19 protein-coding genes and 1 riboswitch are annotated in these 26,843 nt (G+C 47.8%); of the genes, 10 read left to right on the top strand and 9 right to left on the bottom strand.

Annotated elements, in window-relative coordinates; translation table 11 throughout:
- The first annotated feature begins 25 nt into the window (after positions 1 to 25).
- Positions 26 to 1,450, top strand: a complete 1,425-nt coding sequence (locus HXW94_RS10830) for an SDR family NAD(P)-dependent oxidoreductase (protein ID WP_178366919.1) — start codon at positions 26 to 28, stop codon at positions 1,448 to 1,450.
- Here the strand turns inward: HXW94_RS10830 and HXW94_RS10835 are convergent.
- On the bottom strand, positions 1,439 to 3,400 hold the full coding sequence (locus HXW94_RS10835) for a DUF1365 family protein (protein WP_178366920.1): 1,962 nt from the start codon (positions 3,398 to 3,400) through the stop codon (positions 1,439 to 1,441). The genes HXW94_RS10830 and HXW94_RS10835 overlap by 12 nt on opposite strands.
- The gene (locus tag HXW94_RS10840) at positions 3,397 to 4,677 is read right to left on the bottom strand and encodes an NAD(P)/FAD-dependent oxidoreductase (RefSeq protein ID WP_178366921.1); all 1,281 of its coding nucleotides are present in this window, start codon (positions 4,675 to 4,677) and stop codon (positions 3,397 to 3,399) included. Before HXW94_RS10840 ends, HXW94_RS10835 begins: the two co-directional genes overlap by 4 nt.
- Positions 4,678 to 4,960: 283 nt before the next feature.
- Positions 4,961 to 5,044, top strand: a riboswitch (cyclic di-GMP riboswitch).
- Between the two features lie 131 nt (positions 5,045 to 5,175).
- Here HXW94_RS10840 and HXW94_RS10845 point away from each other — a divergent pair.
- From HXW94_RS10845 to HXW94_RS10885, 8 genes are all read left to right on the top strand, one after another.
- On the top strand, positions 5,176 to 6,030 hold the full coding sequence (locus tag HXW94_RS10845; RefSeq protein WP_178366922.1) for a flagellin N-terminal helical domain-containing protein: 855 nt from the start codon (positions 5,176 to 5,178) through the stop codon (positions 6,028 to 6,030).
- A 405-nt stretch (positions 6,031 to 6,435) separates the two neighbouring features.
- Positions 6,436 to 7,488 carry a FecCD family ABC transporter permease gene (locus HXW94_RS10850; RefSeq protein WP_246293840.1) on the top strand — a complete coding sequence of 351 codons (1,053 nt, stop codon included), beginning with the start codon at positions 6,436 to 6,438 and terminating at the stop codon, positions 7,486 to 7,488.
- Between the two features lie 14 nt (positions 7,489 to 7,502).
- On the top strand, positions 7,503 to 8,297 hold the full coding sequence (locus HXW94_RS10855; RefSeq protein ID WP_178366923.1) for an ABC transporter ATP-binding protein: 795 nt from the start codon (positions 7,503 to 7,505) through the stop codon (positions 8,295 to 8,297).
- 163 nt (positions 8,298 to 8,460) lie between these two features.
- Positions 8,461 to 9,327 carry a class I SAM-dependent methyltransferase gene (locus HXW94_RS10860; protein ID WP_178366924.1) on the top strand — a complete coding sequence of 289 codons (867 nt, stop codon included), beginning with the start codon at positions 8,461 to 8,463 and terminating at the stop codon, positions 9,325 to 9,327.
- Positions 9,314 to 10,519, top strand: a complete 1,206-nt coding sequence (locus HXW94_RS10865) for an ABC transporter substrate-binding protein (RefSeq protein WP_178366925.1) — start codon at positions 9,314 to 9,316, stop codon at positions 10,517 to 10,519. The genes HXW94_RS10860 and HXW94_RS10865 overlap by 14 nt, the downstream gene beginning before the upstream one ends.
- 3 nt (positions 10,520 to 10,522) lie before the next feature.
- On the top strand, positions 10,523 to 11,197 hold the full coding sequence (locus tag HXW94_RS10870; RefSeq protein WP_178366926.1) for a class I SAM-dependent methyltransferase: 675 nt from the start codon (positions 10,523 to 10,525) through the stop codon (positions 11,195 to 11,197).
- Between the two features lie 215 nt (positions 11,198 to 11,412).
- On the top strand, positions 11,413 to 13,521 hold the full coding sequence (locus HXW94_RS10875) for a TonB-dependent receptor, PCPU motif-type (protein WP_419836670.1): 2,109 nt from the start codon (positions 11,413 to 11,415) through the stop codon (positions 13,519 to 13,521).
- 330 nt (positions 13,522 to 13,851) lie between these two features.
- The gene (locus HXW94_RS10885; RefSeq protein ID WP_178366928.1) at positions 13,852 to 15,186 is read left to right on the top strand and encodes an MFS transporter; all 1,335 of its coding nucleotides are present in this window, start codon (positions 13,852 to 13,854) and stop codon (positions 15,184 to 15,186) included.
- A 58-nt stretch (positions 15,187 to 15,244) separates the two neighbouring features.
- Here HXW94_RS10885 and HXW94_RS10890 read toward each other — a convergent pair whose 3' ends face one another.
- The 4 genes from HXW94_RS10890 to HXW94_RS10905 all read right to left on the bottom strand — a co-directional run bounded on the left by HXW94_RS10890 (position 15,245) and on the right by HXW94_RS10905 (position 21,846).
- Positions 15,245 to 17,407 carry a hybrid sensor histidine kinase/response regulator gene (locus HXW94_RS10890; protein WP_178366929.1) on the bottom strand — a complete coding sequence of 721 codons (2,163 nt, stop codon included), beginning with the start codon at positions 17,405 to 17,407 and terminating at the stop codon, positions 15,245 to 15,247.
- Positions 17,408 to 17,638: 231 nt separating this feature from the next.
- Positions 17,639 to 19,834, bottom strand: coding sequence for a PEP/pyruvate-binding domain-containing protein (locus HXW94_RS10895; protein ID WP_178366930.1), 2,196 nt, complete (start codon positions 19,832 to 19,834; stop codon positions 17,639 to 17,641).
- Positions 19,834 to 20,286 (bottom strand): pyridoxamine 5'-phosphate oxidase family protein, encoded by a 453-nt coding sequence (locus HXW94_RS10900; RefSeq protein WP_178366931.1) that lies wholly within the window; start codon positions 20,284 to 20,286, stop codon positions 19,834 to 19,836. The genes HXW94_RS10895 and HXW94_RS10900 overlap by 1 nt, the downstream gene beginning before the upstream one ends.
- 24 nt (positions 20,287 to 20,310) lie before the next feature.
- The gene (locus tag HXW94_RS10905; protein ID WP_178366932.1) at positions 20,311 to 21,846 is read right to left on the bottom strand and encodes an SDR family oxidoreductase; all 1,536 of its coding nucleotides are present in this window, start codon (positions 21,844 to 21,846) and stop codon (positions 20,311 to 20,313) included.
- A 93-nt stretch (positions 21,847 to 21,939) separates the two neighbouring features.
- On the opposite strand from HXW94_RS10905, the gene HXW94_RS10910 reads away from it, so the two are divergent.
- A complete protein-coding gene (locus tag HXW94_RS10910; RefSeq protein ID WP_246293841.1) occupies positions 21,940 to 22,635 on the top strand; it encodes a lipocalin family protein in 696 nt (231 codons plus the stop codon).
- Positions 22,636 to 22,772: 137 nt separating this feature from the next.
- Here HXW94_RS10910 and HXW94_RS10915 read toward each other — a convergent pair whose 3' ends face one another.
- The 3 genes from HXW94_RS10915 to HXW94_RS10925 all read right to left on the bottom strand — a co-directional run bounded on the left by HXW94_RS10915 (position 22,773) and on the right by HXW94_RS10925 (position 26,433).
- Entirely contained in the window at positions 22,773 to 23,426 is a 654-nt protein-coding gene (locus HXW94_RS10915; protein ID WP_178366933.1) for a YiaD family glycine zipper/OmpA-like lipoprotein, read from the bottom strand.
- 68 nt (positions 23,427 to 23,494) lie between these two features.
- Entirely contained in the window at positions 23,495 to 24,763 is a 1,269-nt protein-coding gene (locus HXW94_RS10920) for a CinA family nicotinamide mononucleotide deamidase-related protein (protein WP_178366934.1), read from the bottom strand.
- A gap of 125 nt (positions 24,764 to 24,888) precedes the next feature.
- The gene (locus HXW94_RS10925; RefSeq protein WP_178366935.1) at positions 24,889 to 26,433 is read right to left on the bottom strand and encodes a B12-binding domain-containing radical SAM protein; all 1,545 of its coding nucleotides are present in this window, start codon (positions 26,431 to 26,433) and stop codon (positions 24,889 to 24,891) included.
- Between the last annotated feature and the right edge of the window lie 410 nt (positions 26,434 to 26,843).

Below are 26,843 nucleotides of genomic sequence, written 5' to 3' on the forward strand. Positions count from 1 at the left end.
ATGAATATTAACAACAGGGGGCCTGATGATAAGATTAAAAGAGTCCATTCTCGTTAAACGATCCTTGGATTATGTCTTTAGATATACCAGTGATTTCTGCCATATTCAGGACTGGGACCCCGGGGTGGTTTCTTCGGTCAGGATCGATCAGAAAAAAACCGGCGTTGGGTCACAATATGATCTTGTCTTAAAATTTGGTCCCTTTCGTCCAAAAATGAAATATGAAATTATTGCGTATGACCCGTTTTCCAAGGTTGTCCTGAAAGGGGTGGGTGAATCCTTCACGGCATTGGATACCATTGTGTTCAAAAAAACAGCCGGTGGAACACAAATCGACTACCAGGCCGATATCCGCTTTCATCGGTTTGAGAGCGCTATTGAGAAAATCCTGTCTCCCATAATGAAAAAAACAGGAGAAAAAGCCATGGCAGGCCTTGAACATAAACTTTCCCAAACCCGCAGTCTGCCCAATAAAACGATGTGGTTTAAATCAGGGACCAGTCTGCCTGATTATCTTGCAGATCATTTGATTCTCCCCGGGATGCTCCTGTTCAGCCGATTCGGGTATGCGTTGGGCAGAAGATTCCGGGCAGAACCGGAACATGAGCTGGACGGAAAAAAGATCGTGTTAACAGGCGGCACATCCGGGATTGGAAAGGCGGCGGCGTTTAAACTTGCAGAAAAAAAAGCCTTTTTAACCATTATCGCAAGGAACCGAGCCAAGGCTGAACAGATTCAGCAGGAACTTGTTAAAAAAACCGGTAATCCGCATATTGATTTCCTGATTGCAGACTTAAGCCTGATGCAGGACATAAAAAAGGTCTCAGAAACGCTTAAGGCCTCTAAAAAGAACATTGATATTCTCATTAACAATGCCGGGGCATTGTTTAATGCGCGTAAACAGACCCCGGAAGGATTGGAGCAGACATTTGCGACGGATCTTCTGGGCGTATTTTTGTTGACGCAGTATTTAAAAGATGCCCTTGCCGCATCGGAATCGCCAAGAATTATTAACGTATCATCCGGCGGCATGTATACCCAGAAAATTGAGGTAAACGATCTTGAAAACAGCCAGGGGCAATATAACGGGGCCAAAGCCTATGCCCGTGCGAAAAGGGGGATCGTCATTTTGACCCAAATCTGGGCGGAACAGTTTAAAACACATGGCATACGGGTAAATGCCATGCATCCCGGGTGGGTGGATACCCCGGGTATTAAACGGTCCCTGCCTGGATTTCATCAACGGCTGAAAAGGATTCTAAGAACGCCGGAACAAGGTGCGGATACCATTGTCTGGCTGGCATCTTCAAAGCGGGCAGGTCAATATACGGGGTTATTCTGGCTAGACCGGCGTCCCCATGAAACCGTCATCTTTCGCGGAACCTGTGAATCCGTAGAGGAAAGGCAGATTCTCTGGGAAAAATTAAACGCTTTTTTGTCAAAGGGTTAAATTTACCTGGATATCGTCAATACCACCAACGGCAAACCCTGCTTCACAGATGGAAAAATAATAGATCCACTTTCTGAAGAATGTCTCGTCAAAGCCCAACCTGGCGATATTATGTTTATTTGACACAAAGCGATCCTGCCAGTGCGCCAGGGTTACGGCATAGTGGGGACCCATGTGGTACACATCTGATATATGAAAATCGGTATGTTCTGATATGGTGTCTTTAAGCACTTTCAGGCATGGCAGATGACCGCCCGGAAAAATATGTTTTTGAATCCAGTCCCTTTCTTTGCAATAGTTATTATATCGTTCATCTTCGATTATGATGGACTGAAAGATCATCCTGCCGCCGGGTTTTAGAAGGGCCTGACCCTGCTTGAAATATGTGGGAAAAAACTGCGGCCCCACAGCCTCAACCATTTCTATGGAGACAATCCGGTCAAATTTGCCCGTTGTGTGACGGTAGTCCTGAAGCTTTATGGTGACCAGGTGCTCAAGCCCTTCATCAATCACGCGTTGACATGCCCTGTCATACTGGGCTTTGGAAATGGTAATGCCGGTCACACGGCAACCGGTCTTTTGGGCGGCAAACACCGCAAAACCACCCCACCCGCACCCGATTTCAAGAATATGATGGGTATCCCGGATATCTGCCTGGGTCAGGATACGCATCATTTTCTGCGCCTGGGCTTTTTCCAGGGAATCGCCGGGGTGTTCAAAAATGCCGCACGAATACATCATTTGATTATCCAGGAAAAGTTCATAAAATTCATTGCTCAAATCATAATGGGCCCGGATGTTTTTCGTGCTGTTTTTTATGGAATTTATGCGCCGGTCATGGGCGCTTTTTTCCTTTATCCGGGTAAAAGACGAAAGCAGCAGGTTGCCGTCTGAAAAATGATCACGGTTCTGAATTAATACTTTCAATAATGCCAAAAGATCCGGGCTATCCCATTCAGAATGCATATAGGCTTCACCAAATCCGATCTCTCCGTCCAAAATGATTCTTGGAAAAAAATTGCAGTCCGCTATTTCCATCATCACCGGCTGGGAATCTTTGGGCCGGCCGAAACCAACAATGTCTTGATTCGGCATCTTCATCTTAAGGCTGCCGATGGTAATTTTTTTCAGTGCTTTGAAAACAAGTTTTTGACACAGGGTTTCAAACACCCCCGGGGTTTGTTTTTTTATTGTCATGGGACTTTGGGGAATGGGTTTTCCATTAAAAGGTAACTTCTTCCTGAAAAACAATTTGAATGCATGGGCATAAATTCTGGGAATACTTAAGTGGGGGGCAACCGGGTATTTTATGATTGTTTTTAAATGATTGACAGGGGTCATCGGCACGCCGGTCCCCTTAAATTCTGCGGCCATTATTTTTTTAGTATTATTGAACAGCTCAATTTTAATTTCCAATCGGTCTTTGGGATCTGAAAAATAAAAGTGGTAAATGCCTTCGACTTTGTTAAATGGGGAAACGTGGAATACTTTGGGGGTTTTAAAGGTTGCAAGCCATTTGCCGGATTCCGGCGTGCCGGCTTTGAGCACATAGGGATGACGTTCTCCATAGGTATTGTTGACTTCAGCAATGATTGCCGCAAGCGTATGATCATCGGTATAACAGTAATAAAAACTGACCGGGTTAAACACATAATTAAAATACCGGGCGGATGTAATCAAGATAATATTGGAAACAGACGGTTTGATCTGGTGGCGGCGGAGCAATTCAGACAGTTTTTCCTTTATCGGCAGATTGCCGGGCTGAAGGTAATCCCTGTCATGGATGGATGTGACGGCGAATTTGTTGTAACCAAACAGGGGACATCGTCGATTGAGACCCGGCAATTCATCAAGGTCAAAGGCATACAGGTACACCGGGTAAGACAGATCATGATTTACAGGCCAATAGCGACGATGTTTGATTGTTCCCGTAAAAATTTTAGAGTTCATAAAGTCACTCCGAATTTTTCCCCGACACGTAATGCAGACTTAACCCCATCTTCATGAAACCCAAACCCGAAATATGCCCCGCAGAAAAACGTGTTATTTTTTCCGTTTAAGGTTGGTAGTTCGTCCTGGGACCTGAACGCGTCAAAAGAGTATTGAGGATGGGTATAATTAAGTTCTTTGATTACATGGGGCTGGGGGATCCGGTTTTGTGGATTCAGGGTCACAAAATATCGCTGCTGGGTCTTCAGTCTCTGCAGGCGGGTCATGTCATAGCTTACCGTTACCGGGGCATCCGGGTTGGATTTTTTGTGACGTGTATAATTCCAGCTGGCCCAGGCCCTTTTGCCGGGGGGCATGACGCTTGTATCCGTATGCAGAAATGTTTTATTTGTTGAATAAGACCAGGCCCCTAAAAGTTTTTTTTCCGTGGCACTTGGGGATTCAAGCAGCGTTAAGGCCTGATCTGCATGGGTGGCAACCACAACGGCATCAAAATCCCGGGGGCGGTCATTTTTAAAATCCAGGGTGACACCGTCCGGCTTACGGGATATTCGACTCACGGCACTGTTGTTAACCGCTTTGCCTTTGAATGATTTCAGGAAGGCATTGACATAGGAGTGACTGCCGCCTTTGACAAAATACCAGGGCGGATGGCCGGTCACGCTTAAAAGGCCGTGGTTTTCATAAAACTGGGCAAAGGTTCGGATGGGGAAGCGGCTGATCTGAAAATCCGAACCCGACCATATGGCTGCTGCCATGGGGATGATGAACTGGTCAATGACTTCACGATGAAGTCCTTTTTGTTTTGCATATTCAGACAGTGTGACGTCCGGCAGGCCATGGGAACGATATTCTTTTCTCAGTATTCGAAGAAAACGTACCATTTCGTAGACAAACCGGAGAAATTTAGGCTTGCATATATTGGCGCGCTGGGCAAATATGGAATTCAGGTTTTGACTGGCATAACAAAGACCGGTTCTTTCACAGAAATAGGAAAATGACATATCGGTTGGGCATTTTTCAACACCGAGCTGCGCCAGAAATTGTATAAAATCAGGATAGGTTCGCTCATTGAGTACGATAAAGCCCGTATCCACAGGGGTGCCTGTATCAGGGCCGTCTGGGAGGATAATCGTATGGGTATGGCCTCCGAAATAATCATTTTTTTCGTAGAGCGTTACCTGATGCCGTTTTTGGAGAAGATATGCAGCACAAATACCGGAAATGCCGGAACCAATAACGGCGATATTCAAGTTGCTTTGTTCTTTTAAGTTCATGACAGCCACCTTTACAGATACAGAGCGATTTAAAGATATTCGGTTCGTCAAAATATACCCAATAAAGATAAAAACTGCAAATTTTAAAATAAGTGGATCAGCAATTCTCATTTTATTCTCTCACAAAGCCCCAAAGGCACAAAGGCTTCACAAAGTCGAATAAAAAATCTTTGTGTCTTTGTGTCTTGGTGCGAGTTTTTCAGCTAAAAAGATTCATATTCAGAATTGCTGAAAATCCATTCATTAAGGTTGACAAAGGATCGGATTAATTGTATGTGAAAGGAAAAGTAACGGGCAAACTATCCGAAAGGAAAGGACGCAAAACCACTGGCCTAAATCGTCAAGACACGGTCGCAGGGTTGCACTTTTAAAAGGCAGGAGACACATGTACGCTCTGCCTTGCCCTTTCCCGGGGATAACGCCTCTTTTACGGTACCCGGAACGTTGCCGCGCCTTCCGATCCGAACGACGATTTCAAAAACCCATTGGAGGTATACGATGGCCATAACCCTCAATACCAACATCGACAGCCAAAAGGCCCTCTCCCAGTTGCAGAAGAGCCAGGAGGGCCTGTCCGAATCCCTGAACCGGATCGCCACCGGCAGAAGGATCAACCGGGCATCAGACGACCCATCCGGCATGATCATCGCCAATTCCCTCGGCTTCCAGGCCCGGGGCATGGGCCAGGCGATTCGAAATACGCATGACGCCAACGCCATCGCTCAGGTGGCCGACGGGGCTTTGGGCGAAGCCACGGGAATCCTCGACAACATCCGTGAGAAGGCGATCCAGGCGGCCAACGGCAGTCATTCGGCGGACAGCCGTGCAGCCCTGCAGGCGGATATCGACAAATCCCTTCAGGCCCTGGGGGATCTTTCCCAGGACACGTCATTCAACGGGCAGAAGCTGCTTTCCGGGGAGTTTTCCAACAAGGTGTTCCAGACGGGGGGCGGCCAGGGGGAAAACGTCACCTTATCCATCCCCTCGGTGGATCCGAGCGTTCTTGGCGGGGAGCATGAAGGAGGTTCTCTGGCCGGAATCGACGTCACCACCCAGGAGGGTGCCCAAGCGGCCATCGCCATCACCGACGCCGCCCTCGAACAGGTAGGAAACGCCCGCTCCGATATCGGCGCCTCCCAGAACCAGCTGGAATCAACCATAAACAATCTTTCCACCAGCCGCATCAGCGCCTTTAACAGCCAGTCCCAGGTGCAGGATGTGGATTTCGCGGAAGAAGCCATGAACCTGACCAAGATGGAGAATCTGACCAAGGCGAGAACTTTCGCCCTGGCCCAGTCCAATACTGCCGGCCGGAACGCGCTAAGCGTTCTCGGCCTCGGCGCCGACAAATAATCACCATTCAGTCATCCGAAATGATCAAGGTTGAAAAACCGGCACGGACAATCGGACCTCTTTAAGTTCCTGGGATTTTATGGTTGACACCCACAGGGGTTTGTACTATGACTAACCGTCAATAAGCCCTGAAGGGTTTTACTTGATGATCAAGTTTTTGTTAATTTGCCCAACTTCGGCGTTGGAAAAAATTTTTAATCCTCAAAATATATTGTATATTCCTCCGGTTAAAAATTGTTTCCGCCTTGAATTTGAACAAATTCTCTAAAAACTTGATAGTCGAGTTTTAGAAACAACTTTTTTATAGATTAAATTCAGGCCATGAAGGCCGGCGGAAAAGTCAATTGATCCGCCTGTGTTCATGGCCTTTTTGTATTTTCAGGCAAAAGCCCCGGATGCTGACAGTTGAAGCTGAATGGAAAGGCACTCTTGTTGAAGCTGGATTTTTTGAAACAAAATAAAACCGCAGGCCTGACAGGGCTTGCGCTCCTGGTGGCGGGAACCGCCTGTTTTTGTATGGGAACCGGGGCCAAGTATATTCCTGCTGCCATGGTGGGAAAAACTATTTTTTCACATATCTCAGGGTTCTGGGACGGTTCTGACATTTCCCCCCTTTACCATACCATTATCTGGAAAATTCGGACCCCCAGGGCATTACTGGCCATCATGACCGGTGTCTGTCTTGCCTCGTCCGGTGCGGTATTCCAGGGATGTTTTAAAAACCCCCTGGTGGAACCCTATATCCTTGGCACATCCTCGGGTGCCGCCTTTGGTGCGGCCCTGGGGATCATGTTCCCTTCTTTTTTCATGTCCGTACAAATGCTGGCCTTTGCCTTTGCCTTTCTGGCGGTGGGCCTTGCCTATACCATGGCAAGAACCAGGGGGGAAACACCCCTGGTCAACCTGATCCTTTCCGGAATCATTACAGGGTCAATTTTCACGGCACTGGTCGGCATTGTCAAGTACCTAGCCCGGGACGAAGCCCTGCGCGAGATTGTATTCTGGCTCATGGGCGGTTTTTATTATGCCGGGTGGACCGATGTATCTTTGATGCTGCCCGTGGCCCTTGTGGGATTTTTGATCCTCTGGTCCCATGGGTGGAAGCTCAATATTTTATCCATGGGAGATAAAGAGGCCCGGGCCCTTGGCATTGATCCTGAAAAAAATAAATTCATCCTTATCAGCCTGTCCACCCTGATGACTGCGGCAGCCGTCTCCTCAGTGGGGATTATTCCCTGGGTGGGACTGATGATCCCCCATGCCGCTAGACTTATTTTCGGACCGGACCACCGGGTTGTCCTGCCGGCATCCGCCCTTTTAGGGGCCTTGTATCTTTTGATCTGCGACACCATTGCAAGAACCCTGACCCAGACGGAAATTCCCGTGGGGATCATTACCTCCCTGATCGGGGCACCCTATCTTTTTTTCCTGGTTCGAACCCGGGGACAACGAATGTAAAAATGGAGCAGCCTATGCTTAAAGTTGAAAATCTATACCATGCCTTTAACCGGCGGACCATACTTGAGGATATCAATTTTTCAGTGGAAAAAGGGCAGCTTTGCGGTCTTTTCGGCCCCAACGGGTCGGGCAAGACCACCCTGTTCCAGTGCTGCCTTGGGTTTATCCGCCCAGACAAGGGAATGATCCGCTTCCTGGACAAGGACATTCGCAAACTGACCATCCGGGAAACAGCACAGCACGTGGCATACGTTCCCCAGCATCACACCCAGCCCTTTCCCTTTCAGGTCGAGGAGATGGTGCTCATGGGACGAACCCCTCACATGAGAGGATTCTACAAGCCGGCAAAAAAAGATCAGGCCGCCGCCAGAACGGCCATGGAACGGGTAGGGATTTCAAATCTTGCCCGGGAACCCTTTGATATCCTGTCCGGAGGCCAGCAGCAGTTGGTGTTGATCGCCCGGGCCATTGCCCAGGGTACGGATATGATTTTTCTGGATGAACCCACATCGGCCCTGGATTTCAGGAACCAGACCCTGGTCTGGAAAGCCTTAAGACAGATTGCAGACCAGGGCACGGGAATTCTGGCCTGCAGCCATGACCCCAACCACGTGGCCTGGTTCTGCGACACAACCGTGGTCCTTGGATCCCCGGGTCTTGTAGCCAAAGGCGACCCCAGCAAGGTTTTTTCCCAGCAGCTTATGGATGAAATCTATAAAGGGGCCTGTGAGGTCTCCCATGCCATGGATTTAAAAATCATCCTTCCCAGCGGGCTGACCCGGCACCCGGCAGAGGCGGCCGGATGCTGATATGCCAGGGCCCAGGACTTGATAACCGGGCAGACAACCCATTAATTTAAGAGTATAGGAATTTCCAGTACCCAGCACCCAGTACCCAGTACCCAGTACCCAGCACCCACAGTACCCAGCACCTAACAGTCCGCCCAAAGGGCGCTAATTTAAGGAATAACCAATGGAAGCCAAAATAGTACAGGATATTGACTGGAACCGGGTCTGGGAAGAACAGACCCTTTTATGGCGGGATTCAGCCGGAAAAAGCTGCAAGGAGTTCTGGGCAGACGAGGGCGCCGCCCGGGTTTATTCCCAAAAAGCCGGGGGCAGCCGTTCTGAACGGGTCATCAAGACCGTTGCCGGCCTTGGCCTCACCCCTGCCACCCGGGTTCTGGATATCGGGGCAGGTCCCGGCAACCTGGCCCTGCCCATGGCACAAACAGCCAGGTCCGTTACCACGGTGGAGCCTTCACCGGGCATGAACCAGGTGATGGCCCGGAAAATTTCAGACCGGAAAGCCGGTAACATCATCCAGGTTGAAAAAACCTGGGAAGCCGTTGACCCGGATAATGACTTGTCCGCCCCCTATGACCTGGTCCTGGCGTCCATGTCCCTGGGGATGAAAGACATCCGGGCGGCCATTGAAAAGATGAACCGGGTCTGCCGGGGACGGGTGGTGGTCTTCTGGCATGCCGGTATCCCGGGATGGGAAATCATGCCCAGGGCCCTTTGGCCCAAATTGTTCAACATGGATTACTACGGCGGTCCCAAAAGTGATGTCCTGTTCCAGGTGCTTTATCAGATGGGGATTTACCCTGAAATCCAGGTGGCTTCCAACCGGTTTTCAGAAGTTTTTGAAGACTTGGAAAAGGCCAAAGACTATTACTTTAGACGGTTTACCTGTTTAAAACCCGAGCATGGCAAGGCATTGGAAGAGTTTCTTCTGGGCCATTGTGAACAGACAGAGCAGGGGGTGACCCACGACTTTGTCCATGAGTCCATGCGCTTTGAATGGCAGATAAAGGAAACAGATAATGATAAACATTAAATCCATACACCATATCCTGAGGCTTGCCCTGTTCACCTCGGTGATCTTTGCATGCCTTCTTTGCCAAAGCCAGGCCTTTGGCAAAGAACAGATTACGGTCGAGGATTTCAGGGGAAAAACCGTACAGGTACCGGTGAAAATCAACCGGGTTATCACCATCAGCGACGGATTGATAGAAGGGGTGATGACCCGGCTGGGAGAGGCCCATAAGATTGTAGCCTTAGGCTCCCAGTGTATCCCCAGGGTCTGGACTTACGACATTCCCAATAAAAACGGGGGCAGTTTTCCCTATAAAGAGGGCATGAACACCATCACCTACCTGAACCCGAACTTCAAAAATCTTCCCCTGGTGGCAAAATTCGGGGTCGGCATCAGTTATGAAAGGGTGGCCGAACTTAATCCGGATCTGATCATTATCCGCACCGGTTCCTGCGCCCTGAACCAGGGCAGGGATATCCTGGATAAAACCATCGGGCTTCTGGATTCTTTAGGCGTCCCCCTGGTGGTCCTCCACGGGCCCAATGCCACCCCTGATCCGGGCATTGAATCCATCTCCCGGGAAATCCGGATCCTGGGGAAAATTTTTCAGAAAGAGGACCAGGCACTGGCGCTTGCCCAATACCTTGCGTCCTGTGTGATGATGGTCCGGGAAAGGACCGAAGGCATTGTGCCTGACCAGCAAAAACGGCTGCTGCTGTTAGGGCTTTCCCCTAAGGCCAGAACCCAGGGCGGGGCCGGCCATGTCAAAGGGGTGGATACCCTTCAAACCTATTTTTTAGAACAGGTGATACGGGCCAAGAACGCCTTTACCGGTCCCGGGGCCTGGAATATCCTGAACACCGAACAGCTTCTGGCCCTGGATCCCGATCTTGTTGTCCTGGTTACGGCCTGGGGGTATCACCCCCCGGAAGAGCTTTATTTTGCCCCTTACTATGAGGGGCTGCAGGAGATGCGGGCCGTTAAAAACAAGGCCGTGGTCGCCCTGCCCTGGACTCCCTGTAATTGTGAAAAACGGCTTGAATACCCCATTGATATCATGGTGATGGCCAAGGCTGCCTATCCGGAACGGTTTAAGGACATCAACCTGAACCAGTGGCTCCTTGATTTTTACCAGACGGTTTATAAAGTTGATAAAAAAACCGCAGACGAACTTTTGTCCCGGCAGTGGATGGGCTGGGTCCGAAAGGAGTAAAAAATGGGAAATATAATGGATGAACAGGACCTGAAAAGACAGGAATTCTTCAACCAGGGGGCTGAAACCTGGCTGGATAAATTCTATAAAAACCCGGACACCAACGGCCATGATCTGCACAAAGAAAAGATCGGCACCATTGTAGCAACACTGGATCCCCGCCCAAACCACCGGGTTCTGGATCTTGGGTGCGGTTCAGGGGTCCTGGTTCCCTATCTTCTTGACAGGCTCTCCCCTGAAGGACAGCTTGTGGAAATGGATTATGCCCCCAAAATGATCCAGGCCAACAAGACCGTCCACACGGATGACCGGATCTGCTTTGAATGCGCCCATGTCATGGAGATGCCCTTTGAGCTGGAATCCTTTGACCGGGTGATCTGCTTTGCCTGTTTTCCCCATTTCCAGGACCAGCCCGGAGCCGTCCAAAAGATAGCCAGGGTTCTTAAGCCCGGGGGGAGACTTGTCATCGCCCATCTGCTCTCTTCCGATGAAATCGCCACCCACCACAAGGGACATACACCGGTTTCCAGCGACCAGCTGCCCATGCTGGACCATCTGGCAGGCTGGCTGTCAAAAAATCATCTTGAGATGAGTGAATTTACGAATGTACCCGGATTTTACTGCCTGGCCGCCGTGAAAGGGGCAGTCAAGACCCGGGCGGATCTGAATTGGGGTTAAACCCTTTAGTGTTGCCCGTAAAACAAAATAATGGTTTGGGGAAAACAAAAGCATCTATCCTGGCAGAGACGCTGCTTTTGTTTTCCCGGATCCTCCAGGGGAGGGAATTCGAGTATAGCTGCTGTTTTCCTCTCCTGTCAATCCGGTCCGGATAAGAACGTGTCACCTTTACATTATCCGGATAAACGATAACCCGTAAAAAGGAGAAGAAAATTATGCGCTTGTTGAAATGGCAGGCTGGAGCAGCCACCCTGTGCCTGTTCTGGTTTGCCGTGTTTCTTGTGCCGGGACATGTCCTGGCCCAGAAACCCCCTGAAACAGAAAAAGAGATCCTGGAGCTTGAGGAGCTTACGGTCATCGGAACCCAGCCGGGTGTAGACATCACCACGGAAAAAACCGTGGTGGATCTTGAACAGTTCAAAAAACCCGGTGCCACCGCAACCCTGACCGATGTTCTTTCGGAAATAGGCGGCGTGGATGTCCAGCGGGCCAACGCCCTTATGGCAAGTCCCGGGGACGAGGTCTCCATAAGGGGCTTAAACGAAGGACGCATGGTCATTGAGATCGACGGAAGAAGGATCAACCATACCGGCCATTACGGGCGGTATATTGTGGACTGGTCCACCCTCACTCTAGATGATGTGGAAAAGATAGAAATCATCCGGGGCGGCCACTCGGTCCTCCACCCCTTTGCCATTGGCGGGGTGATCAATATTATCACCAAAAAAGGCCCCAGGGAGGGCCAGAAATTCAGCGGCAATGTCAACACCGGGTATGCCCGGTACGGTACCTGGGCTGCCACCGCGTCCCTGGCAGGCAGTTACAATGAATATGTGGATTTTAATTTTTCCGGCGGGAAGCAGTCAACCGACGGATATCTGAGAAATAACTTTCAGGACACCAAATCCTTTAACGGCCATGTGGATATCCACCTGCCCTCCCAGGCCGATCTTTCTCTTGGCATTAAGCATACCGAGGTGGAATACGGCATGCCCGTGGTCAATGATCCCAACGATTCTGATCCGGATATTGCCGCGCTTTATGATCCAGACTACCCCATATTCACCCGGGGATCGGACCAGCTGCGCCATTTGAACTGGCCCCAGTATCCCGGTGGTGAAACCCCTTTCTGGGAAAGAGAAACCAATTACCTGGACGCCATTTTTACCATGCCGGCAGGTCCGGGCACCATAAAGGTTCATGGCTTTATGACCGATGGCCGCAGAAGGACCAGCCTTTACGACAAATCCGGTGCTTTTTCAGAGGATAAACTTTCCAAGGACAGAACCCAAGGGGTTATTGCTGAATATTCCGATGTTGAACTGTTTGATGATCACTGCGTCACCCTGGGCGTTGAATACCAGGAGCTTGGCGATCCCGGAGGTATCAGGGCCATTTACCGTGTCAAGTCGGCGTATATCCAGGATGTGATCTCCCTGGGTTCCAAATGGAAGGTTACCCCGGGGGTTCGGTATTACCACCTGGATAAAGCCACCTATTATTCATGGATGGAAATGGGATTTGATTCCCAGCCCGGGGGATGGCCCTTTGCCTATGACAACAGCGGCAAGACCGAAACCGATTCGGATTTCTTTCCAAGCCTCAAGGTGGATTACAGGGTCACCCCGGACACCACCCTGTATGCGGCAGCGTCAAAGTCCTACCGGCTGCCCTGCCCTTGAGATTACTATTGGTGGGCGCGGTGCGCCTCCGAGACCAACCTGAATCTGGAACCGGAAACGGCTACAGAATATGAAATCGGCATCATCAAAAGCTTTGACAAAGTCCATTTCAGAGCTGCCACCTGGTATTATGACATTGAAAATTTTATCAACGACAACGGGATTACAGCCCCGGGGTCGGGAGCAGGCTCCAACTGTCTTTACAACATCGACTCCGTGGAACTCTATGGATTTGAGCTGGAAGCCGCCCTTCATTTGAGTGAAAAAATCAAAATTACCGCTTCTTACGTATACCAGGAGCATGATGTGAGCCAGACCGGATATGAACAGGACTGGACCTATTATCTGCCGGCAAGCCTTCCCAAGCACAAGGTCAAGGTTCTGGCCGGATATGAGATCATCAACGATGGATGGATCGAGCTGAGCAGCCGGTTTGTAGGGTCCAGAGGATCCCAGCAGAACGATGAACTGGACGACTATTTTGTCTGCGATCTTGGATTCAGCAAAAAGTTTATCGTTAACGGCCTGGACTATAACCTAAAGCTTTACGTCAATAATATTACCGGAACAGACTATGAAGAAGTGGCGGGATACCCCATGCCCGAGTATGTCTGGGGCATGTCCCTGGGGGTCAGCTTTTAGCGGCCGGGCCCATCCAGGCTGTTAAATAAACGCTAAGATGAACCAGGTGAGCCGACAGCGGCTCACCTGGTTCGTATTCAAACGTTATAATCCCCATAATTCGAATTGCTGAATTTTAGAGTCAGACCTTGAATTATTGTTTTTCTATTCCCAATGGAGTTGGTAACTATTATGATCAAGTAATTAAGAATAATAGTTTTATTCTATCATCAAACACTGTATTCTTGTGATTGAAAATAGATAGAGCGATTTCGCAACTTGTCCTGTTTGGCAATCGGATTGACTGGCTGTTACAGAATATATAATTTTTTCAAGTTTTAGGCGGAAACCATGAGACTATCCCGGGCGGATAAACTGGCTTATGCATTACCGGCGTTGCCGCTTGCGGTTATTGGGATTCCGGTTTATGTTTTTCTGCCGAAATTTTATACGGACACCATTGGTCTGGATATATCAACCATCGGCATTCTGCTGATGGCGGTGCGGGTATTCGATGCCGTGACGGATCCGGTTATCGGGTACCTTTCCGATAAGACGCCGGGCCCTTTGGGCAGGCGCAAGCCATATATTGCCGTTGGTGCCTTGGGACTTGCTCTATCCATCCTCTTTTTATTCAGACCCATGGCGTTATCGGGCAGTTCACTGACTTTTTATTTTGGATTCTGGCTGTTTGCCCTGTTTTTTTTCTGGACGGTAATCACGATCCCATATGAATCTCTCGGACCGGAGCTGACGACGGATTACCATGAAAGAACATCTCTGTTTGCATTCAGAGATGGATTCCTGATTTTGGGAACACTCTTGGCTGCAGCAGCCCCTGTGATGATTGATGCGGCAGTGAATGCATTGCGACAAGACCCGAATGAAAGGCTGCGATTTTCAATCATGGCGTTTCTTTTTGCACCCATGATCGTTATGTTTTCATTTTATTGCATTTACAGAATCAAGGAAACATTTTCCCAAGATACCAAAGAGGCCTTGAACAAAGGCGTCTTGTCCGTATTTCAAAATCGACCCTTTTTGATTCTGATCACAGCGTTCACAATCAGTGCCTTTGGCAGCAACCTGCCGGCCACCCTGATTCTCTATTATGTGGAATATGTACTCAAGGTGCCGAATGCAGAAGGATTCTTGCTGATCTATTTTTTAACCGGCATTTTGTTTTTGCCCCTCTGGATTATGATTTCCCGGAAAATAGGGAAAAAAAGAGCCTGGATCATTTCAATGAGTATTAACACAGGTGCTTTTCTGGGTGTGTTCTTTCTGGGGCCCGGGGATGCTTTTATTTACGGCGTGCTGGTCTTTCTTTCCGGGTCAGGTTTTGGTGCGGGGCTTGTTCTGCCCTCCTCAATCCAGGCCGATGTTATTGACTATGACCAGCTTTTAACCGGCCAACGGCGTGAAGGGCGATATATTGGTCTCTGGTCCATCGCTAAAAAACTATCCGCGGCACTGGGTATCGGTATCGGCCTTCTTCTCCTGGGCAATGCCGGTTACAGCCCCAACATGGCACAAAATGATGCCACGGTGATGATGCTCCGGCTGCTTTATGCCCTGGTGCCATGCCTCTGCAATATTCTGGCCATCCTGATCATCTGCTTTTATCCCATTACAGAAAAAAAACATGCTCAAATTCTTAGAGACATCGAAAATAACGCAGATTGATCGTTAGGCACGGGTTTTAAATCCCCCCATGGAAACAATAAAATTTACCAACATGGCCCTAAGCGTCCAAAAGCTCCCGGATCATTTTGGACAATATGCTGACTTCTATGGGTTTCTGGACATATTTTCGTATGCCAAGCCCCAGGGCAAGTTCCCTGGTAACGGTTTCATGGAATCCGGTACACAGGATAATCGGAATATCCGGTTTAATTTTTAAAATTTCTCTGGACAATGTTTCGCCTGACATCCGGGGCATGGTCATATCCGTGACAATCAGATCAAAAGCCTGCGGATGGCTTAAAAACGCCTGTAAAGCAGATTGTCCGTCCTCAAAGCTTGACACCTTATATCCCAGACCGGTCAGAAATTTTTCCTGGGAAATAAGAATGTCGGTTTCGTCATCCACAAGCATGACGGTTTCCGTTCCGCTGCATGCGGTAGCATCTTCCTTCGTTGTTGGTTTTTCCATAGATACGTTGGGATCAATAACCGGTAGAAAAACCTTGAAACAGGCCCCCTCTCCGGGCTGACTGTGTACGGTGATGAAACCATTGTGCTTTTTGACTATGCCTGCGACCATGGCAAGTCCTAGCCCCGTTCCTTTGCCTGTTTTTTTTGTTGTAAAATAGGGATCAAATATTTTGTTTTGGATGGCATTTTCGATACCGGGCCCGGTATCGGAAACTTCTAATTTTAAATATTTACCCGGCAACAGATTTTTTTCATGACTCAACTGATCTTTACCAAGAACCAGCTCATTTAAGCCGATGGTCAATACCCCGCCCCGGTTCTCCATTGCCTGATATGCGTTGGTGCATAGATTCATTGCCAGCTGATGGATTTGGGTTGAATCAGCCAATATCATGGATTTTGAAACAATATTGTTTTTAATTTCAATATTTGAGGGAATCACGGACCGAAGCAGTTTCAGGGTTTCCTCGATCAGGGGAAATACGACCACCGGCCGGCGGTCATTCCATTTGTGCCGGCTAAAGGTAAGAATCTGCTTGGTCAGCAAGGTGGCCCGTTTGGCGCCTTCTGAAATTTTTTCGAGGTCTTTTTCGGCCAGTTCCGGCTCCAGAATATGAAATTTGGCCAATTGAAGATATCCAAAAATACCGGAAAGAATATTATTAAAATCATGGGCAATGCCCCCTGCCAGGGTACCAATGGCTTCCATTTTCTGGGCCTGCCGGAGACGGGATTCAATCTGTTTTTTTTCTGTTATGTCAATGGCCAGCTCAAACCTGACATCCCGCCCATCCGGCCAGCTAATGATCCGATCCATGATGGAGAATGTTTTGTCCATCATGGGATTGTAAAATTCATGTCTGTGAATTTTCGGCTTTTCTTTAAGGATCTGTTTATTGCTGCAAAACGAACAGGGAGAATCAAACCCATGAAATTCCCTGTAACATATTTTGCCGATCACCTCATGGGCAAAATATTTTTTGAACGCCTTGTTAACATAGAGTATTTCATATGTGTGTGGATCGGATACGAAAATATTTCCGTCCAGGCTGTCAAATATAGACAGCAGTTGATTTCTTTCAAACGCCAGTCTTTGTTCAGATGCGTTTCGCTCCAGGTCACCGGAAATCATTTCACCTAAAATCTGCAGGGCCTCGATTTCCGTTTCCGTCCATTTGCGTGTTTTTTGTGTATCATCGAACCCCATGAATCCCCACAGTTTTTTACCTTTTGCCCAGATCGGAACACAGACAAGGCTCTGGATCTGTTGACTCTGGAGGATCTGTTTTTCAGCGGCAGCCCGGCTGGAAAGATTGGCCACATCTTCTATGACAATATTTTTTCCATCCCGCAATTGGTCCGTCCACCATGAAAAGAGATGGGCATCAAGTGCTTTGAGCTTTTCTATTTGGGGCGCGGTTCCTTTGGCACACCATTCATGGGTATTGGAAAGGGTTTGACCATCACCTGTTATCTCAAAAATATAAACCCTGTTAACGTCAATACTCTCTCCCATTGTTCTGAGTATGGCTTGGTAATCCACTTTAACCGGAGAAATAAAAAGACTCGACGCTTTCGCAATAGCTGTGTTGATGATGTTGCGATACCTGAGTTCTTCCAGGAGAATGCGGTACTTTCCCTCACTCTCGTTCAGGTTTAACTGCGCTTGTTTGCCTTTGGTGATTATGTTTTTCTCATCCGGACCGTCAATAGAGGCTTTGGTAGCAGATCGGCATTGTTTTTGGAGCAAATCATTTTTTTTTCCAGCAACGCGATCCTTCGTTCGAGTTGCTCGTAGGTTGGCTTTTCATCCATTTGGTTACGTAATGTCCCTCATATATATTCAATTGAATTCACATTCGATCATTAAATTAGCGCCCTTTGGGCGGGTTGTTAGGTGCTGGGTGCTGTGGGTACTGGGTACTGGGTACTGGGTACTGGGTACTGGGTGCTGGGAAATGGAAATTCCTATACTCTCAAGTTACAAATCCTCAGTCCGGCAGGTGATGATGCCCAGGTATCCGTCAACGGTTATCTGATTCCCGTCCTCAATTAATTTCATGGCATTTGAAGCCCCGGTGATGCACGGCAAACCGTATTCTCTTGCAATAATCGCCCCATGAATGAGCATGCCGCCTCGTTCTTCAACCACGGCTGCGGCAAGCGGCACGACAAATGTCATATTGGGATCAACCCCCCGACAGACAAGGACGTCTCCCTGCTTGAATGACAGTAAATCCTGAGGTGTTTTAATCAATCTTGCGCGGCCGGAAGAAATCCCCGGTCCTGCAGGATGTCCAACAATTTGACGTGAGGAGATCCATTTTTCAATCGCAGTCTTATCTGAAAAAATCGTCTCTTCCTGGTTTTGATCTTTCTGCGTAAGACTTAATCCAGGCGCTTTTAAAAGAATTTCGATGTCATTTGCCGTTGTGCCGGGATCGACCAATCTTCTTCGGCCTTCCTGGAGCGCATCAAAAAGGCCTGCCTCAATTCGCCCTAAATGGATATTGTCATCGTCTCTGAGCCGGTAGCTTTCCCTGCCCAGGTAAAGCACATCTTCTGCGAAATCCCGGCGGTCAACCGGAAAACTTTTGATATATCTATCTTTAAGTTGCGTTGTGTCGATTTCATTTGATTTTCTTGATTTAGCAGGTCGGCCGGCAAACTCAAGCAACAGCTGGATGATCGCGTTCTCACCGTATTCACACTCACTGCCGCTGCCGATGGTGCAGGACAGGTCTCCAAATTGGTCAACAAAAGAATCTAACAGCATTCTGAACGGATGACCCGGGTCCGGTATCCGTTCGTTCTCAAGCGCGGTTTTAAGATCCTTATCATTGCGGATCATCCGGGCAAGTTTTTCAATAAGGCTGTTTCTCTCCATGCTCTTCAGTCCGGTATTTTCCAGCAGGTTCATAAACTCATACGGGTCTTCCGGCGCCACAGCATCGTTGTAAACCTGACCAAAAAGCCTTATGCCATGGGCAAAAGGAATGAAATCAGCCCAATAGATTTTTACCCAGTCATCATAAATTTTTTGTCTTCTCTCGATTTCACTGCAAAGCGCTTGGGCAGAGAGTATTTCAAGATCCTGTTGTTTTAATTTATCAGCTTCAGATATCATTTCAGGGATCAGGTGATGTTCGATTTTATCGTAGAGCGTCTTTAAATTTTCATAGCTTCTGTGTAAGGTAAGATACCAGGATCTTTTATCATCTGTTTCAGTAAATCCGGTGCTGGTGATGGGTCTGGCCTGAAGAATTATCAATTCGTCATTGGTGATTGTCCATTCAACATCCTGGGGTTTGCCGAAAATTTGTTCGAGGCGTTTGCCGGTTTTCCATACCTGATGAATCTCATCCGGGCTCAGCGGCGGTGTCTGGGCTTCATGGTCTTCCAAATCATGGAACATAATCCCGGTGTTTCCCGGGGCGGCATATCTTTTTCGAACCGGATCTGTATGGCGGATGACGTTTCCGGTGGAACGACTTAAAATCCATCGGTCCGGCTCAATGTCACCATCAACCAGGGCCTGATTCAGACCATAGACGGATTCAACTACCGATTCATTTGAACTGGACGGATTTAATCCGAAAAAGATGCCGGATCTGTCTGATGGAACCAGTTCCTGGATAACAACGGCCATCCGGCTGGTTTGAATATCCAGCCCCAGTTCTTTTCGGTAAAGCAATGCGGCATCTGAGTAAAGTGACGCCCATACCAGTTTGATATGCTTTATGATGTCACCGGTTCCGGAAACGTTCAAAAAAGAGTCGTGAAGTCCCGCAAATGAAGTCGATGCCCCATCCTCACCCGGCGCTGAGGATCTGACGGCAACAGCATTGTTTCCACAATATGTATCAATCAGGCCTGCAAGATTTTTTTCGATAGTTGCGGGGACGGGTGTGTTTAAAAAATAGTTGCGGATACGTAAAGACGTATCCCATATTTCTTCCCACCGCATCTGCTCAAGCGGCATTCTGTTAATTTCAAAAAAAATCCTGTCTTTGAGACGGGACTGATGAAGATAATCTTCATAAACCTTACAGGGAACGCACAAGGTTTTCGGCACCCGGATACCATGGCTGTGAATCTTTGCCAAACAATAGGTTTTGCCGCCAACCTGGTCTTTTCCGGCATTTAAGCATTCATCGATATTGAGAAGCGTTTTCATTATTTGACCTTGATTTCAACGACATTTTGAAATCGGTTGACCATAAAGTACCGGTGCATGGCGATGCGGATAAAAGCGGTGGTTGGTGCCTGGGAGAATTTTTTTAAATTAGGATGTTTTCCCAGGAACAAATCAAGGGCCTTTTGCTCAATTGCTTTATCAATAACTTCCGCGACACCCGTGCCGGTAACGGAGACGGCATTGTAAATATCTTCGGCATTATTCCGGATGTTATTAACCAGAATAGAAACTTTCGGATTTGCTTTCAGATTTTGGTATTTACGGGTTGTATTGGGGGTTAGAAAATAAAAAAATTTAAGATCAGGGGGGACGGCAAATGCGACAAGGCTTGAATATGGCTGATTGTCCTGCTGGGTGGAAAGAACCGCGAAATTCTGTGATTCAAAGAGGTCTGCAATATTGTTTAATGTCTGTTTTCTGTTATCGCTCATATCATAATCCCATAGATTTGAATATTATCGGTCTGATAATCGACACGTAGTGGTTGGATCTGGATAGTACCTGCTCGGTTTTTTTATAAATTTTAAATTAGAGGCGTTTACTAACCCTTTTAACATTTGCGTGAATACATATTGGTGGAATGGATATAAAGCATACCAATACAAAAGCCCGACTAAACCTTTAGGTAAAAAACGGGCAAGTAAACTGACATGGCAGGCCTCACGATTCACAGGCGCTGTTTTGATCTCTAGCAGTGCTTCACCCGGCACTTTCATTTCCGCCAATAAAAGCAGCTTGGATTCGGGTTCCACTTCAAGGACTCTCCAGAAATCAAGTGCATCACCGACCCTGAGTTCTTTTTTGGAACGTCTGCCGCGAGACAGCCCAACGCCCCCGGTAAATAAGTCGATAAGACCACGAACCTGCCACAATATATCCCCGCCGTAATACCCGGTCCCGCCACCGATTTTTTCAATAGAGCGCCATAGATTCCGTGGTGTGCCTTTTACGGTCGCCCGGTAGCCGCAGGAAAGGATCGTCCCTCCGGAATAGGAAGAATCGCCATAATACGACCATTCAGGGTATTTGATTTCACCGGCATCCGCCCAGCAGGTATCGACCTGTTCTTGACGAATCCGGTCAAGGGCCCTTCGAATTGCTTCAGAACACGAAATCAGATCTTGGGGAATAATCTGGGTGATACTGTTTTCCGTGCAGGTGGTGGGTAAGCTTAACCCTTCCGTCAGGGGTTGTGCAATAGCGGCAGGCACCGGTGTCACAAGATGAATCCAAAGGGATGATAATCTAGGCGTTAATACAGGGACCGGAATCATAATTGGTGCAGGCAAATTTGCCTCTTTGGCAAAGATGCGAAATAAATCCCGGTATGCGACAACGTCGGGGCCACCAATATCAAATGTTTTTCCTTTTGTTTCGGGGTGTTCCAAGCAGCCTTTTAAATAACCTAAAACATTTGTTATTGAGATCGGCTGGGTTGGCATGCTCACCCACTTGGGCGTTATCATGACAGGCAATCGTTCCGCAAGATATCTTAATATTTCAAAACTGGCACTGCCTGATCCCAGAATCATGGCTGCGCGAAGTACGGTTGCCGGCACAGGGCCTTGCATGAGAATTTTACCGACTTCATTCCTGGAAATAAGATGTTTGCTGATATTTTTATGGGTTATATCTCCAAGGCCGCCTAAATATATAATATGATCTACACCTGCCTCTGCGGCGGCTTGAACCATGTTTCTTGCACCATTTTTATCTGCATCTCGATATTTCCCTTTTTGGGAGATCATGGAGTGGACAAGGTAATAAACCGTACCACAACCTTTTGCCACATTTTTCAACGATGCGACATCTTGAATATCTCCTTTAACCAGTTCTACATTTTGATCCTGCCCCCATGGTCGGTCTTTCATCTTGGGGATAGAGCGCCCCATGGCTTTCACCTTATATCCGTCCGCCAATAATAACGGGATAAGACGGCCGGAAACATAACCGGTTGCACCTGTTACCAAAATCGGTTTTACGTTATTCATCCGGACTCCCTGAAATAATTTGCTGTCAAAATCAAAATGGAACAATTGTTGACACGTTATTTATGCTGAAAAAAAAACTGACTAATCAATAAAATGAGTGTTAATCATTTCAAAAAATTATATAGTCATATTAACCATATAAAATTTTCAAAAACAAGGATTTTGACGTTGACGATGTCACGAACGAAAAACATATTCAGCCAGAAACCTACGAATATAAAGAAGATATCAATTTTATTTTTTATATTATTAGGGGGATGCATTGGAATAGCTGGATGCACCGGAATACCTGAAAATGTAAAACCCGTTAATAATTTCAAGTTAGAAAAATACCTGGGTACATGGTATGAAATTGCAAGACTGGATCATTCATTTGAACGGGGATTGTCCCATGTAACCGCAGATTATACATTGCGAAATGACGGCGGTATCAACGTCATCAATCGTGGGTACTCTGCAAAGAAAGGCACATGGAAAGAAGCCCAAGGAAAGGCTTATTTTGTAGAAGATTCTGATTTAGGTTACTTAAAAGTCTCCTTTTTCGGCCCTTTTTATGGGTCATATATAATTTTTGAACTTGACCATAAAGATTACCAATATTCACTTGTATGCGGACCGGACAAATCCTACTTGTGGATTCTTGGAAGAAAGCCGATTATGAAAAAAGAGGTAACGGCTGCGCTATTAAAAAAAGCGGCCGCCGCTGGTTTCGATATAAGCCGGTTAATATTTGTAGATCATGAAAAATTGGCCCCTGGTCATATTTTCGGCCATACGAATTTCCGGTAGGTTGGGTTGAGGAACGAAACCCAACGCCGACAAGTTGTTGGGTTTCACTTCGTTCAACCCAACCTGCGATGTGGGCGATGTTATGACCAAGCCCAAGCCCCCTCCTGAATCGTTGATTCAGGAGGGGCAGTTGACAATTACATGGAACCTTCCACGACCGGCTTAATAAGAATTTCCACACGACGATTCATTGCGTCATTGGAAGAGATTGGCTGAGATTCTCCATAGCCTACGGTCATGATTCTTTGGGCGGAAACCCCATTGTGAATTAACTGGTTTGCGACCGCTTCAGCTCTTCGTTCTGATAGTCTTTGATTATATGCTTCCGAACCTTTGGTGTCAGTGTGCCCGGCCACTTCAATGCGGGAATGGGGATACTTGATTAAAATATCCGAAATTCTGCTCAGTTCCGGATACGCCGCTGGCTTCAAAATGCTTGAATCAAAATCAAAATAAGATTCTGATTTAAAGGTTGCCCTCAAAATATCTTGATCACGACGTATATTTGCCGATTCGGAAGCTGCCATTGCATGTCGTAACTCCTGCTCCTGCAAATCCATATATCTACCGACCTGATTACCGGTAAGCCCGCCCAAGGCAGCCCCGATGCCCGCACCGATAAGTGTGGCTTCCGTGTCTCTGCCAATGACCTGACCTAGAATAGCACCAACAGCCGCCCCGGTACCTGTTCCCACAGCCGTTCCTCTCTCCTGTTTCGTCTGCATGGTTGCGCATGAAAAAAGAGTGGCCGATAAAACAATAACAACACCAATGACAATCATTTTTTTCATTTAATTTTCTCCATAATATAATTCTATCTTCTAAAAAGTTAAACACATGAAATTGCAAAAAATATTAACTATTTAATTTTGACAAGCTCCCTGCGCAGCATCTCAAGCGCCATGGCGGCAAACAGTTGTTTGTTGCGCTCACGGTCACCACGGTCCAGCAGAAACCGTTGGGCATGGGACCCCAATGGGCCTGCGACCCCAATGCATACGGTTCCCACAGGTTTGTCTTCGTTCCCGCCGGTTGGGCCTGCAATACCCGTTGTGGATACCCCCCAGTCCGATCCGCCGGCTGCCCTGACACCGTTTGCCATTTCAAGGGCAGTGGTTTCATCCACCGCCCCATTATTTTCCAGGGTTTTACGAGACACTTTAAGAATCGCTTCCTTGGCTGAATCGGCATAGGTGGTGGCTGAAAACAGAAAATAGTCAGAAGCACCCGGCACATCCGTTATCAAGTGCGCCACAAGTCCACCGGTACACGATTCCGCCACACTGAGCGTCTGTCCGCACGTTGCCAAGAGCCGCCCGACTTCCTGGGCCAGGGTCAGTCCCTGGTCTGAAATGACTTGAGGCCCAAGCTTTTCCATCACCCATTGTTTTGCCTGATTCATCTCTGCGGCACCGTCCAGCCCTTTTAGGGAATCGGACACTACTTCTTTGAGGCGGGAAAGTCTCACCTCAATCATGGGGAATCTGATCCTGAACCCCAGATGAATTCCGGGAAACTGCAAACTGAAACCGGAAAGCGCCTTCCCGACCCTGGATTCAGGCATGCCGAACACCATCAGGCTTATGACCTGGATTTCACCGGCATACCCGGTTATTTCATTCAATTGGGGTCTGACTTTCAAATCAAACATCCGCTCCATTTCTCTGGGGACGCCGGGCATACAGAAAAACCGGCAATTGCCGATGCTCATGGAAAAACCCGGCGCAGTACCATGACGATTTTCCATAACCTGAGCGCCTTCAGGCAGCATCGCCTGTTTTTCATTGGCAGGTGTAAGGGTGCGCCCGCGTTTATCAAAAAATTTTTTCATGGAACTTAAGGCGGCGGTATTTAACTTAATTTTCACCCCGGCCGCTTTAGCCAGGGCGTCGGCCGTTAAATCATCAGGTGTCGGTCCAAGGCCGCCTGTCATCACACAGATATCCACCGCAGATGCGATGCTTTTAATCTCCCGGACAAGGGCTGTCATATCATCACGCACGGCACTTGTTTTGATTACGGTTACCCCTGAACGTTTAAGCTGCCGACATAAAAATGCACTGTTGGTGTCTACGGTATCGCCGAACAGCACCTCATTGCCTGTGGAAAAAACATGGCCTTTGGTCATGAGAAAATCCTCTTAGATCAATCTAAGTTTTATAAGAAACTAGAGACAAGATACAAGAAACAAGAGGGCGAAGCGCCGGCGGCGCCCATTTTAGCCTGCATTGTTGGTCTCTTTAATTTCATTGTTTATTGTATGTGGGTTTGCGGCCCATCTAGGTTATTAAAAAACATGGCATGGTTGGATGAAAAAAAAGCCGGATTTTTCCTGAACCGGGACCCCACACCCAGCTGTTTTTTAAATTCTTTATCAATAAATGATTTCACATTACGGCGGGTCCACCCCCCTGGGTGTTCAAAATTAAGATATAATGAGAGGTCTCCATGGTAAAATTCATGGGTCACAAGACCTTTGGCATCTTCACTGAACTTAGGTAAATTAAACACCGACAGATTCAGATAGTCAATATCTGATTTATGGGCTTTGATATAATCCAGGGTGCGGTAGGCTGCCGCCTCATCTTCATAATGGGTGCCGAAAAGCAGATAAACAAAGGTCAGAATGCCTGCGGCTTTCAGATTGGCAAGGGTGGCTGACGCAAGTTCAAGATCCGTGCCCTTTCCCATATCGTCCAGGACCTTCTGGTCGCCGGATTCAAGCCCGAGTTTAAGCATCTCACATCCGCTTTGTTTAAGGGCCCGGCAAAATTGGGGATCGGCAAAATCCTTTTCAAACCGGACAAATCCGTACCACTTGAATGCGCACGCCTGCCTGGCAAGTGCGTGCAAAAATGCCGGTGTCACCGCGTTATCAATGAAATGGACAACCCCGGGATTGTGATTTTCGACCATCACGTCAAGATCACCAAGCACCCGATCGGCCCGCTGGGTTGAGTAGGGCCTGGTTTCAGCCTTTTCAGGGCAGAACCGGCATTTGCTCCAGTAACACCCGATGGAGGCCCTGAAGGGCAAAATTTTTGCCGGCGCAATATAATCATAATTGTCGGCAAATCCGTAGTCCGGCACATAATGTTTCTTCTCCATGCCGGGCTTGCCAAGCAGCGCCAGCAAAGGGGATTCGCCCTCCCCTTTGACCAGATGATCAATCAGACTTGAAAAGGGGTTGTTAAAATCAGGGCGGCTCATCCAGGAAGAGATCAACCCCCCGCCCATGACAAGTATTTTACCCGGAAAATTATCCCTGATCCATCCGGCCAGGGCAAAACCGACCAGGGCCTGGTTGAGATAACAAAGGGAGATGCCGATCCATGCATGATTCCAGGATTCTATTACCGGACGAAGTTTTTCTTCAAAATATGGAAAAAAAGGATTTTCCCGATATGATGCGGCACTGTCAAGCAGGGCCGTTGAATCCACCGAAGAGAGCTGATTATCTGAATAGTCACTCAAGCTGATTCTGAATCTTGACCGGTCCACGGAGACGGCCACCAGGTGGTTCAAATCATAGACCCGCTGGTGGTAGCGGTCAACATTGGTGTAAAGATCAGGATTGCCAAGGTCATTTAAAATGGCTGCCCTGTTTTTCAACGCCCGCCGGGTCCAGGAATCGGTTGCCTTGTCTTTGCCCACGGAATTGATCAGCCATAAAAGACCGTCCACATTGGCGTCAATACATTTACAGTCGATACCATTTTCCTTTAATGCGGAAGACAAAAGCGCAATGCCGGCCGGCGGTTCACAGGGTTTTGCCACAGGGGGGAAGATCAAAAGCATTTAACTTTCCGGCCGAGAAGTCCCCTTCCGAATCTTTGATTCGGTGGGGGATGAATCGGCCCATTGGCTGATAATTGTTTGATTTCTGGGCATCCTTCATTTGCCAGTTTACACTTTTTGGAGCAAACACCTTATTTTTTGGGAATCATTTCCCAAAAAGTGTAAAGTACTTTTGGGGTGATATGAAGGATGCCGATTTCTGCATATCAGTGACACCTCCCGCAACCGGATTTGTCGGCATCAGCCATTTGCCGGATTGTGACTTGACAGGTTATAAAATCTCATTAAATAGTAATCAAAAGTATTTAATTTACGATTCAATTAGAGTTTTTTATTAAAATGTAAACACCTTAAGTGGCTGAAACCCGCAGCCTCTATTCCTTATCTTTGTAAGTTTAAAGATTCAGGAA

The sequence above is a fragment of the Desulfobacter latus genome (assembly GCF_013389365.1).
GTDB classification, from domain to species: Bacteria; Desulfobacterota; Desulfobacteria; order Desulfobacterales; family Desulfobacteraceae; genus Desulfobacter; species Desulfobacter latus.